Genomic DNA, 13,508 nt, shown 5'->3' on the forward strand with positions numbered 1-13,508 from the left:
AACCCGCCGCTGCGCCCCTCGCGCGGTGAACCCGTAGTGGCGGCCCGTCCGCGCCGCCGCAAGGGCCGCCTGCGCCGCTGGTTCTGGGGCTTGCTGCTGTTCGCGGTGCTGTTCGTGCCGGTGTCGGTGCTGCTGCTGCGCTGGCTGCCGCCGCCGACCACGGCCTTCATGCTGCAGAGCCCCAAGCACCCGGTGCAGTACGACTGGGTGCCGGCCTCGCAGATCGCCGAGGCGGCGCGCAAGGCGGTGGTGGCCTCCGAGGACCAGAAGTTCTGGGACCACAACGGCTTCGACCTGGAGGCGATCGAGAAGGCGCGCAAGCACAACCAGCGCTCCAAGAAGCGCCGCGGTGCTTCCACCATCAGCCAGCAGACCGCCAAGAACCTGTTCCTGTGGTCGGGCGGTGGCTACTTCCGCAAGGGCGTGGAAGCGGGCATCACGGTGCTGATGGAAGCCCTGTGGCCCAAGCAGCGCATCCTGGAGGTCTACCTCAACATCGCCGAGTTCGGCCCCGGAATCTACGGTGTGGAGGCCGCCTCGCAGGCTTACTTCAACAAGCCCGCCGCCAAGCTCAGTGCCAACGAGGCGGCGCGCCTGGCGGCCGTGCTGCCCAGCCCGCGGCGCTGGAGCGCCAAGGTCCCGGGCCCCTACGTGCAGAAGCGCGTGCGCTGGATCATGGGCCAGATGGGCTACGGCGCCCGCGTGGCGGAGCCGGAGCCGCCCCCGCCCGTGCCGGGCGAGCCGGGGGATGCAGGTGACGAGAGCGGTTTCTTCGACGGTGACGGGCCAGCCGCGGACGGCGTTGCGCCTGCTGGCGAGGCCCCGGCGGCGCACCAGCCTGTGGAAGGTGAAACGCCTCCGGCGCTGGACGCGCCGGTGGAGGGCGGGCCGGTGCCGGAGGCGGCACCCGTGGTGGAAGCGCCGGCTGCACCTTCGGAGCCGGTGCCCACTCCCTGACTCGTTGCCCAAGAGAGGATTTCTGCAGGACGAACTGGGAGCCTGCCAGATGCTTCCTTTACAGAAGCCCTCTCTCCCGCAAGCGCGCGAGAGGAGACCCGCGGTCAGTGCGAGGCCTCGGCGGCTGTCTGCGGATTCTCCGTCAGCCGATACCGCGACGTGAACAGTAGCATTGGCACCGCCAGGCAGCTGACCCAGGCGATCAGGATCAGCGCGTCGTTGTAGGTCAGCACGCTGACCTGGCGCTCGATGCGCATCGCCAGTTCCACCAGCGGCATCGGCAGCTCGCGTGACCAGCCGCCGTGTTCCACCACGAAATCCCGCACCGGCGCGCGCGACAGGCTCAGCGACTCGGTGAGATTCTGCTCGTGCACCGCGCGGCGCCAGAAGATGATGGTGTTGATCGAGGCCAGGCCCAGCGCGCCGCCGAGGTTGCGCATCAGGCTGTACATGGCGCTGGCGTTCTTCAGCTCGCTCATTGGCAGGGTGCACAGCGACAGCGTGGAGCAGCACACCAGCGCCAGCATGAAGCCGGCCCCGCGCAGGAACTGCGGCAACGCCAGCTCGGCGAAGCCGGTGTCGGCGGTGAGGTCCGTCATCATCCAGCTGCCGATGGCCACCAGCATCGCGCCGAAGGCGAACAGCAGGCGCATGTCGTACTTGCGCGTCAGGCGCGCCGCGAAGGGCGCGGCCATGAACATCGACAGGCCGCCGATCATCAGCGTGTTGCCGATCTGCTGCGAGGTGAAGTCGCGCAGCTGCCCCAGGAACACCGGCACAATATAGTTGGTGGCGAACAGCGAGATGCTCAGGAACAGCGCCGCCACGTTGGCCCACAGGAAGTGTCGGTTGCGGAAGGGCCGCAGGCTGACGATGGGGTTGTCGTGGGTGGTCACGCGGTGGAAGAACAGCAGCCCGGAGACCACGCAGACCACCGCCCAGGCGGCGATGGCATCGTCGTCCAGCCAGTTGTGCGCGGGCCCTTCCTCCAGCACCCACTGCATCGAACCCAGGAACAATGCCATCCAGGCGCTGCCGCGCAGGTCGATGCTGCGCCACAGCGCCCAGTCGGGCTGGTCGATGCGCACCAGTTGCCACACCAGCCCGCCGACCAGCAGGCCGGGCAGCAGGTTGATCAGGAACAGCCAGTGCCAGGACGTGGCGTCGGTGATCCAGCCGCCGATGATCGGCCCCAGCACCGGCGCGGTGCTCATGGTGATGCCGGCCACCACCTGCGGCACCAGGCGCTTCTTCGGCGAGGGGAACAGCGCGTACATCGCCGCGAAGGAGCAGGGGATCATGCCGCCGCCCAGGAAGCCCTGTAGCGCCCGGAACAGGATCATCGACTCGATGCTCCAGGCCATGGCGCAGAGCGCGCTGGCCAGCGTGAAGCCGAGCACGCTGACGGTGTAGTAGATACGCGTGGACATCATGCGCGTCAGGTAGCCGGACAACGGGATCGCGATGACCTCGGCGATCAGGTAGGACGACTGGATCCAGGCCAGCTCGGTGGCGGTGGCCGACAGGCCTGCCTGGATCTGGTTGAGCGAGCTGGCGACGATCTGGATGTCGAGGAAAGCCATGAACGCGCCGAAGCTCATGGCGATGAAGCCGTACCAGGCGCGGCGCTCCTCGGGCGTCAGCGCGCCGCGGGGTTCCTCCTGCGGGAGGCTGACCGTGTCGGCGGGGACGCTCATGGCAGGCGCGGGGTCATCGTGGGGTCAGTATTTCCGCCGGATACCGTCGGCGAATCCCCCGATTCGGTTAGAAAAGCAAACGCCCGGCGAAGGCCGGGCGTCTGGGAACCGCGCGAAGCCGCGATCAGTTGCGGTAACCCTTCACCTTCACCTTGAAGCTGGTGGCGGGGCCCGGCGTCGGGGCGGTCTTGGTCTTCAGCTCGTAGTTGGGCGGGTCCAGTTCCAGGTCCAGCTTGTGGAACAGGCGCGCCATCGACAGGGCGATCTGCACCTCGGCCAGGCTCTTGCCCAGGCAGGTGTGCGGGCCGCGGCCGTAGGGCGAGTAGACGCCGGGCTGCATGTGCTCGGCGCGCGGCTTGGCGTAGCGGTCGATGTCGAACTTCTTGGCGTTGGGCCAGTACTCTTCCATGAAGTGCGGCACGCTGGTGGCGATGTAGATCATCTCGCCGGCGCGAATCTGGTGGCCCTCGAACACGAAGTCCTTGGTGGCGGTGCGCATCTGCGCCACGGCGATCGGGTAGAGGCGCATGGTCTCCATGATCGCGCCGTTGAGCGCCGGCAGCTTCTTCAGCAGGCCTTCTTCGTCCACCGTGCCGGCGGCAAAGAGCTCGTCCACTTCCTTGAGCACGCGCGCCTTCACGTCCGGGTTCTTCAGCACCGTGTAGGTGATGGCGGCGGTGGTGTTGGCCACGGTGTCCAGGCCGGCCACGTAGGGGCCGGTCAGGGTCACGATCAGGTCGGAGGCCGGCATCACGTCCGGCTGCGTCAGGTGGGCGTGGTAGATGTCGTCGATCAGGTTGCGGTCTTCTTCCTTGATCGTCTTGGAGCGGGCCTTGGCCTGGGCGATCATCTTCTCGCCCAGCTCGAATACGCGCGACTTGGCCTTCTTGTACTGCGGGTTCTTCAGCAGAATCTTGGGGCGCTGGCGCGTCACCAGCACGTTGAGGATGTGCAGGATGGTGGTGCGGATGTCCTTGACGTATTCCAGCGGCGCGGCGCCGGTCAGGATAGTGCCTAGCTGGTCCACCACCATGTACTGCATCGCCGGCAGCACGCTCACCGAGGTGCCCACCGGCCAGTCGCGCTTGAGGGCGCCGTCGGTGATCTGCACCAGCTCGTTGTAGCGGCCCTTGATGGACTCGCGCGAATAGCCGCTGCGCATGATGTCGCGCAGCTGCTTGTGGGATTCGCCGTCCTCGCCGGTGAGCATGCGCGTGGCGCCGTACTCGGCCACCAGGCCTTCCCAGAACTCCTTGGAGCGCAGGCTTTCCTTGCCCTCGCGGGTGCCCAGGAAGTTGGCGGCTTCCACGCCGGCGATCACGCAGTACTGGTTGCCCAGCACGTTGACGCGGAACACCGGGCCGTACTTGCGGTAGTTGTCCACGAAGAACTGGGCCGGGTCCTTGGCCATGCCGAGGACGCTGCCGATCAGGGGCAGTCCGGGGACCTGCGGGGTGGGGCGCAGCTCGAGCGATGGGGTGGCGGTGGACACGGGTCTTCCTCGAATAGTGGTCATGGGCAGACAGGGGTCCGCCAAGGTTGCGTATTGGTACCAAACCGGGGCGGGGGCGAATTCATCCGGGCGGAGTAGGCGGCGGCCCGGCGAAAGGGGATGTATGCTGTCAAAAAACCAATAAGGAACCGGTATTCAGCCGGGCGCACGAGGGGTGCGGGGCCATGGAACAGGTCGACGAGCTTCACCACGCCAGGCAGCACCGGCGTTTCTGGGAGCGGCTGCCGCCGGCCCTGGAGGAGCAGTTCCGGCAGTCCCAGCGGATGCGCTACCGCTATCCCCGCGCCATCCTGTTCCTGATCGCCGCCCTGGCCTACGGCCTGGCCCCGGTCTACGAGGACGACCTGCTGTCCCCCTCGGCTGGTTTCCGGCCCCTGTTCAACCTGATCCAGTTCGGCTTCGTGGTGCCCCTGACCCTGGCCGCCGGCATCCTGACCCTGGCGCCGGTGCCCCTGATGCTGCGGCGCTGGGCCCAGGTGATCGGCGTGCTGGCCTTCGTCGGCGGGGTGCTGCTGCTGCGCTACCACGCCCTGCGCGGCGAACTGAGCTACCCGCCGGAGATGCTGGGTATCGTGGTAATCGCGGTGTCTTTCTTCGGCGGCTTCTCGTCGCGGCGCGTGGTGCTGCTGGGCGGCGGCCTGATGGTGGCCGGCATCTGGGTGGAGCTGAACGCCCCGAGCTCGCTGACGCCGGAGCTCAATGCGCTGAGCCTGTTCTACATGGCGCTGATCGCGGTGCTGGGTTCGCTGACGCAGGAGTGGCAGGCGCGCTCGGCCTGGATCAACCACCGCTACGTCACCGCGCTGGTGCGCACCGACCTGCTAACCGGGCTGTCCAGCCGCAGCGAGTTCAACCACCTGTTTCCGCGCTTGCTGGCGATGGGCCGGCGTGAGCTGAAGCCCCTGGCGGTGGTGTTCCTGGACATCGACCACTTCAAGCGCATCAACGACCGCTATGGCCACCTGTTCGGCGACGAGGTGATCCGCCGCGTGGGTCGCGCGCTGTCGGCGCACTACGCGCGCCGCCCCTGGGACCTGTGCGCGCGCTTCGGCGGCGAGGAGTTCGTGCTGGCCTGCTATGACGCCGACCTGAATTCCCTGGCGGGGCAGGTGGCCGATCTGCTGCAGGCAGTGCGCGGCCTGCAACTGAAGGCGCCGGAGAACGGCGGCCCGGTGTCGATCAGCGCCAGCGCCGGTGCCCTCTGGGTGCTGCCGATCGAGGAGACGGTGGAGCAGGTGCTGGGCGAGGCCGATGCCTTGCTCTATCGAGCCAAGGACCTCGGCCGCAATCGCGGCTGCGTGGCGCGCCACGGCACGGCTGCCGAGATCATCGAAGTCGCCTGACGGCTCTCGCGGTCACCCATTCCCCTGCGGTTCACCGTCGATTCATGGCGGAATTGCTAGCGTGTGTCGTTCGAGGGCAGGACGCCCAAGGAGGATGCAACATGCACAGAACAAAAGGATTTGTCGCGCTGGCCCTGGTCGCCGGCATGGCCGCGCCGCTGGCGCAGGCCGAAATCTTCACCAATGAGAAAGGCGAGCGCGTGGAGTGCCGCGACGAGGTGGTGAACACCGGACGCCAGGGTGTGAACCCCACGGTCGGCGCCATCGGCGGTGCCGTAGCCGGCGGCGTGCTGGGCCACCAGATTGGCGGTGGCCGCGGCCAGGACATCGCCACCGCGGGCGGCGCCGTGGCCGGCGGCATGGCCGGCAAGCGCATGGCGGAGAACAGCGGTGGCGGCCAGCAGCAGACCGTCACCCAGCGGGTTTGTCGCCCGCTGGGCTGACGGCCGGCCTCCCGTCGTCAGTTGACGGCGGGAGGCAGCTTGTCGGCGAGGTCGTCGAGCGGATCGGTCAGGCCGCCGCCCTGCTGGCGCTGCCCACCACCCTGCTGTCCCTGCTGACCGGGAAATTGCTGGTCACGAGGCTTCGGTGGAGGTGTGTCGCGGATTTTCGGCGGAACCGGATCCTTGATCTGCGGTGTCTGAGTGTTGCGGCTGTCCTTGCGGTCCTGGGTCATGGCTCACTCCTTGAGTCAGGCCCATTGGGACCGCGCCGGGCCGGCCTGCGTTCCCATCCATGGAAGGAGAGTGCGATATGGCGAGCAAGCAGAAGAAAGTGGCCGTGGTCAGCCAGAAGACCGTTGATGACCTGTTCGACCGGGCCGATGGCCTGGTGACGGAAGGCCTGCACCTAGTGGAGCAGCAGCTGCGCGAGCGCATCCAGGGCGCGCGCCGCCGCGTCGACAGCCTCTATGACCGCTGGCCCAGCGGCACCAACCGTGCCATCAGCGCGGCCACGCAGTACGTGCGCAACCATCCGGTGCAGGCAGCGGGCCTCTGCGTGGGCGCCGGCGTGGTCGCGCTGGCGGTGGCGTATCGCCCGACGGCCGCCTGAGGCACCGGCGCGTGAGGGTCCGCCCGAGCATGCGCATGCGCGCGGTGCTCGGCATCTACCGCGCGCAGCGCAAGCCGCGCGGTGGATCGCTGAGCCGGCCAGTGCTGGAGCGCGAGTGGAAGAAGAGCGGGCTGCGCCACGGCGACCTGGCCGCTGCACTGGAAGACCTGGTGCAGCGGCAGTTGCTGTTGCGTTGCCCGCATTCGCCCACGCCGGCCTGGGAGCTCAGCGCCCTCGGCGAGCGCGCGATGCATTCGCTGCGCTTCAACACCGGCTTCGGCGCCTTGCGTGACTGGGCGATGCTGCGCCGCGCCCGCCGACGACGCATCCAGCCACCCTCCAGCGAACGAGGACGGCGGCGCGAGGATCACTAGGGGGCAGCCTGCACGGCGGCGGGCGAAGTGCCGTTCTGCTGGTGTTCAGTACGCCGAGTGCAGGCTGCCAGGCATGGATGCTAGGAGAGAGCACATGGAAACCGCCAAGGACGTTCGCCAGCACCCGCGTTCACCGCTGCCGCCGCAGCACCAGGACAAGCCGGGCTTCGAGTTCAAGATGCAGCCGCGCCCGCAGTACCAGGCGCCGGGCTATCGCGGTTCCGGCAAGCTGGAACGCCGTGTGGCGCTGATCACCGGCGGCGACAGCGGCATCGGCCGCTCCGTGGCCACGCTCTACGCCCGCGAGGGCGCGGACATCGCCATCGTCTACCTGCAGGAGGAGAAGCTCGACGCTGCCGAGACGCAGCGTGCCGTGGAGAACGAGGGCCGCCAGTGCCTGCTACTGCCGGGCGACGTACGCGATCCGGCCTTCTGCCGCCGCGCGGTGGAGAACACCGTGGAGTGCTTCGGGCGGCTCGACGTGCTGGTCAACAATGCCGCCTTCCAGCAGAGCGTGGAGCGCCTGGAGGACCTCAGTGACGAGCAGATCGAGCGCAGCTTCCGCACCAACATCATCGGCTACATGTTCATGGCGCGCGCCGCGCTGCCGCATCTCAAGCCAGGATCGGCCATCGTCAACTGCGGCTCCATCACCGGCCTGGAGGGCAGCCATGCGCTGCTCGACTACTCCGCCACCAAGGGCGCCATCCACGCCTTCACCAAGTCGCTGGCGCAGAACCTGGTGGATCGCGGCATCCGCGTGAACTGCGTGGCGCCGGGGCCGGTGTGGACCCCGCTCAATGTCGCGGACAAGCCGGCGGAGAAGGTGGCACAGCATGGCGCCAAGACGCCGATGAAACGCCCGGCGCAGCCCGAGGAAATCGCACCCGCCTTCGTGTTCTTCGCCTCCAACCTGGATTCGAGCTACATCACCGGCGAGGTGCTGTCGCTGCTCGGCGGCGACACCACGGCGGCTTAGCTATCTTGCTGAGACATCGGCGCAGGCACTTGTAAGAAAAATCCCCCATCCATTCGGTGTAGAGCCCTGGGCGTCGCTTTGCTTCTATGATCGGCCCGGGGAAAGCCGACGTTTGTCATGACGCGGCTGGCATGTGCGAATGGGGGAAGCCTTGTCACAGAACAACAAAACGCCTGCCGCAGACGGCAGGCAGGGCGGCGTGTCGCGCCGCAGCGTCATCAAGGGCCTGGGTTCCATCGCTGCGGCTGCGGCCTGGGCGCCGCTGTTCCGCCTGACGCCGGCCGATGCCGCGGCGGGCGCGCCGCCGCCGGCCTTCCCGGCGGGCTTCGACCTGTACCGCCAGGGCTTCGAGAACTGGGCCGGCGACATCCGCGTGGATGCGCTGTGGACCTGCTCGGTGCGCAGCCCGCAGGCGGTGGTCGCGCTGGCCAACTGGGCCAAGGCCCAGGGCTGGCGCCTGCGCCCGCGCGGCTCCATGCACAACTGGTCGCCGCTGGCGCTGGAGCCTGGCACGCGCTCCGACGCGCGCATCCTGATGGTGGACACCACCGCGTACCTGGCCGACATGGCCATGGTCGCGCCGCTGCCGGAAGCCGCAGTACGCGTGCAGGCCGGCGCCATGCTGGAAGACCTGCTGGGCTTTCTGGAAACCAAGGGCTGCGGTCTGGCGGCCTCGCCGGCACCGGGTGACGTCACCATCGGCGGCATGCTGGCCATCGGCTGCCACGGCACGGGCCTGCCGGCGGCGGGCGAGACGCGCAAGCCGGGCCACAGCTTCGGCACGCTCAGCAACCTCATCGTCAGCATCACCGCCGTGGTCTGGGACGCGGGCAGCGGCAGCTACCAGCTGCGCACCGTGCCGCGCTCGCATCCGCACTGCAAGGCGCTGATGACCCACCTGGGCCGCAGCTTCGTCACCGAGGTGGTGCTGCGCGTGGGCGCCAACAGCAACCTGCGCTGCCAGTCGTTCATGCACATCCCGGCCAGCGAGATGTTCGCCGCGCCGGGCAGTGGTGGTCGTACCATCGCCAGCTTCGTCGAGCAGGCTGGCCGCATCGAGGCGATCCAGTTCCCGTTCACGCCCAATCCCTGGCTCAAGGTCTGGAGCGTGAGCCCGACCAAGCCGCTGCTGTCGCGCAAGGTCAACAAGCCCTACAGCTACGTCTTTGCCGACGCGATCCCGCGCGTGGTCTCGGACCTGGCCGACCAGGTGCTCAGCGGCATCGGCGCGGCCACGCCGGCCTTCGGCGCCGTCGAATACACGGTGAGCAGCGCGGGCCTGCTGGCGACGCTGTCGCAGGACATCTGGGGACCGTCGAAGAACCTGATGCTGTACGTGAAGCCGACCACGCTGCGCGTCACCGCCAACGGCTACGCCATCCTCACCTCGCGCGCCAACATCCAGCGCGTGATCCACGAGTTCCACCTGAAGTACCAGGCCATGATTCAGGCCTGGCAGGCGCGCGGCCGCTATCCGGTCAACGGCCCGGTGGAGATCCGCATCACCGGCCTGGACCATGCCGGTGACGTCGGCATTGCCGGCGCGGAGGCCGCGGCGCTGTCGGCCGTTCGCCCGCGCGCGGATCATCCGGAATGGGACGTGGCGATCTGGCTGGATCTACTGACCTTCCCCGGCACGCCCGGCGCCAACGAGTTCTTCCGCGAGTTCGAGCTGTGGGCCTTCCAGAACTACAGCGGCAGCTACGCCACGATGCGCGTGGAGTGGTCCAAGGGCTGGGGCTACGGCAGCCAGGCCCCCTGGACCGACCCGGTGGTGCTGGGCCAGCACATCCCGCAGGGCTTCCGCGCGGCGGCCGGCGCGCACGAGGACTGGGACTGGGCCCTGGCCCGGCTCGACCAGTTCGATCCGCACCGCATCTTCAGCAGCCCGATGCTGGATCGGCTGATGCCGGCCTAGCGGTGTAGTGCTCCACAACGAAGAAAGTCGCCTTGCGGCACCTTTCTTCGTTTCAGCTCTTTCACTTCAACGCGCGGGCGCCGAGCGGTCCTGGTCGCTTTCGTCGCGCGGACGCGGCGCGTTCTCGAAGATGCGCGCCACCAGCGACAGGAAGTGCACGCCCATGTCGACCTCTTCGGGCGTCATGTAGTCGATGGCCCAGCGCATCAGCGACTGGCCGTTGGTGACCATCTGCAGCATGAAGCGCTCGCCCTTGGGCGTGAGCTTGATCAGCTTCTCGCGGCCCGAGTCGGGATCTTCCATGATCTGGAGCAGGCCCAGCGGCGGCTTGGACATGGCCCGTAGCGCCTTGGAGACCGAGCTGCTGGTGATCTCGAACCAGTCCATCATCGCCTTCTCGACGAACTTGCGGCGCATCAGCTTGCCGTCCACGCCCTGCGAGCGGATCAGCCACATGATCACGGTCTGGTGGCGGTTCAGCGCCTTGCCGGAACGCAGCGTGTCCTCGATCGTCATGCCCACCGTGTAATGGATGGGATAGAACAGCTCCAGCAGTTCGTGCGGCCCGTTCAGGTGCGGGATGCGGCGGACTTCGGTGGTCTTTGAAACGCCTTTCTTGTTCACGGTGCTCGGTTCAGGGCAGGAGGTCTTGTCTTCGCGGCGAGGCTATACGAAGCCGGCCGCTGGCGGCGGAACTGTTTATAGCCTGAAACATAGTAACTTGGAAAACAATATAAAAAAATAATTATGTCTTGACGGACATAATTCACAAAAGCACACTCTCGCGCCGCCTGCCGGGTCCCCGGCGGGCGCTTTATCCATGGCGCGGAGGGTTGGGCGATGCACGGTGACGGCAAGGCGGTATCGGTGGTCGGGGCGGGGACGAATCTGGCGAAACTCCTGCAGGTCCAGCGGGCGGCCCATGCGGCGGACCCCTTTCCCACGGCGGAGCAGCGCATCGACCGCCTGCGCCGGCTGCTGGCCGCGCTGGAGAGCCACGAGCAGCGCATTGTCGAGGCCCTGAACGCCGACTTCGGCTACCGCTCGCCGCACCAGACCTGGTTCGCCGAGGTGGTCACCACCGCCAAGCCGCTACGCCTGGCCATCGCGCAGCTGCGGCGCTGGATGCGGCCCGAGCGCCGCAGCACCGGTTTGCCCTTCAACCTGCTGGGCGCGCGTGCCGAGGTGCACTACCAGCCGCTGGGCGTGGTCGGCGTGATCAGCCCCTGGAACGTGCCGGTGAACCTGGCGGTGGCACCGCTGGCGGGCGTCCTGGCGGCCGGCAACCGCGTGATGATGAAGCCCTCCGAGGCCACGCCCGCCACCGCGGAGCTGCTGCAGCAGATGATCGCCTCGGCCTTCGATCCGGCGGAGCTGACGGTAGCCACAGGCGGCGTGGAGGTAGGCCGCGAGTTCAGCGCGCTGCCCTTCGACCACCTGCTGTACACCGGCGGCGAGGCCGTGGCCAAGCACATCATGCGCGCGGCCTCGGATCACCTCACGCCGCTGACGCTGGAGCTGGGCGGCAAGTCGCCGACGCTGATCGGCGAGGGCGCCGACCTGCAGCTGGCGGCGCGCCGCATCGCCTTCGGCAAGGTGTTCAATGCCGGCCAGGTCTGCCTGGCGCCGGACTACGTGCTGGTACCCAATGCGCGCAAGCGCGAGCTGGTCGACGCGCTGATCGAGGCCTTCAAGGGCATGCTGCCCGAGGCCTCCGGCAGCCGCGACTTCGTCGCCGCGATCAACGCCCGCCATGCCGACCGCCTGCGCGGCTACGTGCTGGAGGCGCGCGCCTCGGGTGCCGAGGTGATCGAACTGGAGTGGACCGGCCGCAGCAGCGCGCCGGGCGCGATCATGGTGCCGCTGACCCTGCTGGTGGAGCCCTCGCCGATGCTGGCGGTAATGCGCGAGGAGATTTTCGGGCCGCTGCTGCCGATCGTGGGCTACGACCGCTTCGAGGATGCGCTGGCGATGATCAACGCCAAGGATCGCCCACTGGCGCTGTACTACTTCGGCGACGACCGCGCGCAGATCCAGCAGGTGCTGACGCGCACCGTCTCCGGCGGCGTCACGCTCAACGACGTGATCATGCACTACACCATGGACGACCTGCCCTTCGGCGGGGTCGGCGCCAGCGGCATGGGCGCCTATCACGGCCGTGACGGCTTCCGGCGCTTCTCGCATGCGCGCGCCGTCTACACGCAGAGCCGCTTCGACATCGGCGGCATGCTGCGACCGCCCTACGGGCCGCGCTTCGAGCGCATCGCCCGAGTGCTGCAGAAGCATGGCTGATCCCGTCTCCATGACCTGACCCGACAGGCCCGCCGCTGGCCACGTGCGGGCTTATTGTGTCCTTGACACAATAGTGTCCAAAAGACACAATCAACCAATAATCACATTCAAAGTGCGAGTGAGGAAACACCGTGAGCCAGCCCCGTCTGCCCGATGCAGCGAGCTTCACCGTCGAGTCCCTGAACCGGCCCGAGGTGATCGCCAATCCCTATCCCTGGTACGCGCTGCTGCGCGACCAGCCGCCGCAGTTCGGCCTGCGTGACTGGCCTCCGGGCACGGTGCCCGGTCAGGACGTGCCGGAGCCGTCCTGGGTGTTCCTGAAGTACGCCGACGTGGCGGCGGCGGCGAAGAACCATGACGCCTTCTCTTCGCGCGATCCGATGCAGGAGGCCTCCGACGCGCCGACGCTGATGCTGGTCAACCACGACCGCCCGCGGCACACGGTGCTGCGCAACATCGCCAAGCAGGCCTTCACGCCCAAGCGTGTCGAGCATGACGTGGCGCCCTGGGTGGAGCGCACGGTCGCCGGCATGATCGCGGAACTGCCGGACGGCGACGTCGAGTTCATGCACAGCTTCGCCGAGGTGCTGCCGGCCCGCGTGATGACCAAGCTGATCGGCACGCCGGAAGGCGACTACGACAAGCTGCGCCGCTGGGCCAGCGCCTTCATGGTCACCTCGGACTTCACGCTCGAGGAGCGCAACCAGTGCAACCGCGAGATCGCGATGTACTACGCCGAGGCCGTGGCCGAACGCTACCGCGACATCGAGCGTGGCCTGACCCCGCCGGACGACCTGATGACGGCCTTCATCCGCGCCGAGGACGAGGGCCAGACGCTGACCCGCGACGAGGTCACCCGCTTCTGCCTGACGCTGGTGGTGGCCGGCGCCGAGACCACCGGCTACCTGCTCGGCAACCTGGCCTGCACGCTGGCCGAGGAGCCGCAGTTCTTCCCGCTGCTGAAGCAGGACCGCCGCCTGGTGCGCCCCTTCATCGAGGAGAGCCTGCGCCGCGACGGCCCGCCGCAGCGCCTGTTCCGCGTAGCGACCATGGACGTGGAGATCGGCGGCGCGCAGATCCGCGCCGGCGAATGGGCGGCGCTGTTCTACGCCGCCGCCAACCGCGACCCGGCCGTGTTCGAGTCGCCGGACGAGTTCATCCTCAACCGCCCCAACGTCGGCCGCCAGCTCACTTTCGGTCACGGCATCCATCACTGCATGGGCGCCGGCATCGCCCGCCTGGAGGCCGACAAGATGATCAACGGCCTGCTGGACCGCTGCTCGCGCATCGACCCCGGCAGCCAGCCGTTCAAGCGCCAGACTGGCGGCCTGCTGAACTACGGCCTGGACCGCTGCCCGATCGTGCTGGTGCGCTGAGCGCAC

Annotated in this window: 11 protein-coding genes and 2 pseudogenes; 9 read left to right on the top strand and 4 right to left on the bottom strand. The window is 68.1% G+C overall.

Going from position 1 to position 13,508, the window contains the following annotated elements; genetic code table 11:
• Positions 1–36: 36 nt before the first annotated feature.
• Positions 37–690: pseudogene (gene mtgA, locus QT386_RS01685) on the top strand (monofunctional biosynthetic peptidoglycan transglycosylase); the annotation flags it as partial.
• A 371-nt stretch (positions 691–1,061) separates the two neighbouring features.
• Here mtgA and QT386_RS01690 read toward each other — a convergent pair.
• Positions 1,062–2,654, bottom strand: a complete 1,593-nt coding sequence (locus QT386_RS01690) for a DHA2 family efflux MFS transporter permease subunit (RefSeq protein WP_289271992.1) — start codon at positions 2,652–2,654, stop codon at positions 1,062–1,064.
• A gap of 124 nt (positions 2,655–2,778) precedes the next feature.
• Complete coding sequence (locus QT386_RS01695; RefSeq protein ID WP_289271993.1) at positions 2,779–4,146, bottom strand: cytochrome P450; 1,368 nt, start codon at positions 4,144–4,146, stop codon at positions 2,779–2,781.
• Positions 4,147–4,331: 185 nt separating this feature from the next.
• On the opposite strand from QT386_RS01695, the gene QT386_RS01700 reads away from it, so the two are divergent.
• Positions 4,332–5,510: a diguanylate cyclase gene (locus tag QT386_RS01700; RefSeq protein WP_289271994.1), complete on the top strand. Its 1,179-nt coding sequence runs from the start codon at positions 4,332–4,334 to the stop codon at positions 5,508–5,510.
• A gap of 257 nt (positions 5,511–5,767) precedes the next feature.
• Positions 5,768–5,887 (top strand): annotated as a pseudogene (locus QT386_RS23295) (glycine zipper 2TM domain-containing protein); the annotation flags it as partial.
• Positions 5,888–5,970: 83 nt separating this feature from the next.
• Here the strand turns inward: QT386_RS23295 and QT386_RS01710 are convergent.
• Positions 5,971–6,186 carry a hypothetical protein gene (locus tag QT386_RS01710; protein ID WP_289271996.1) on the bottom strand — a complete coding sequence of 72 codons (216 nt, stop codon included), beginning with the start codon at positions 6,184–6,186 and terminating at the stop codon, positions 5,971–5,973.
• A 77-nt stretch (positions 6,187–6,263) separates the two neighbouring features.
• Here QT386_RS01710 and QT386_RS01715 point away from each other — a divergent pair, with 77 nt between their 5' ends.
• From QT386_RS01715 to QT386_RS01730, 4 genes are all read left to right on the top strand, one after another.
• Positions 6,264–6,563 (top strand): hypothetical protein, encoded by a 300-nt coding sequence (locus QT386_RS01715; RefSeq protein ID WP_289271997.1) that lies wholly within the window; start codon positions 6,264–6,266, stop codon positions 6,561–6,563.
• Positions 6,564–6,574: 11 nt separating this feature from the next.
• Positions 6,575–6,937, top strand: coding sequence for a hypothetical protein (locus tag QT386_RS01720; RefSeq protein ID WP_289271998.1), 363 nt, complete (start codon positions 6,575–6,577; stop codon positions 6,935–6,937).
• Between the two features lie 94 nt (positions 6,938–7,031).
• Positions 7,032–7,916: an SDR family oxidoreductase gene (locus QT386_RS01725; RefSeq protein ID WP_289271999.1), complete on the top strand. Its 885-nt coding sequence runs from the start codon at positions 7,032–7,034 to the stop codon at positions 7,914–7,916.
• Between the two features lie 151 nt (positions 7,917–8,067).
• The gene (locus QT386_RS01730) at positions 8,068–9,834 is read left to right on the top strand and encodes a cholesterol oxidase substrate-binding domain-containing protein (protein WP_289272000.1); all 1,767 of its coding nucleotides are present in this window, start codon (positions 8,068–8,070) and stop codon (positions 9,832–9,834) included.
• Positions 9,835–9,900: 66 nt separating this feature from the next.
• Here the strand turns inward: QT386_RS01730 and QT386_RS01735 are convergent, their stop codons facing one another.
• Positions 9,901–10,458: a MarR family transcriptional regulator gene (locus tag QT386_RS01735; RefSeq protein ID WP_289272001.1), complete on the bottom strand. Its 558-nt coding sequence runs from the start codon at positions 10,456–10,458 to the stop codon at positions 9,901–9,903.
• Between the two features lie 216 nt (positions 10,459–10,674).
• Between QT386_RS01735 and QT386_RS01740 the strand changes: the two genes are divergently transcribed.
• Complete coding sequence (locus QT386_RS01740) at positions 10,675–12,126, top strand: coniferyl aldehyde dehydrogenase (protein ID WP_289272002.1); 1,452 nt, start codon at positions 10,675–10,677, stop codon at positions 12,124–12,126.
• A 131-nt stretch (positions 12,127–12,257) separates the two neighbouring features.
• Positions 12,258–13,502, top strand: coding sequence for a cytochrome P450 (locus QT386_RS23300; protein ID WP_289272003.1), 1,245 nt, complete (start codon positions 12,258–12,260; stop codon positions 13,500–13,502).
• Positions 13,503–13,508: the final 6 nt, after the last annotated feature.

Origin of the sequence: Solimonas sp. SE-A11 (genome assembly GCF_030345715.1) — a bacterium.
GTDB lineage: Bacteria > Pseudomonadota > Gammaproteobacteria > Nevskiales > Nevskiaceae > Solimonas_A.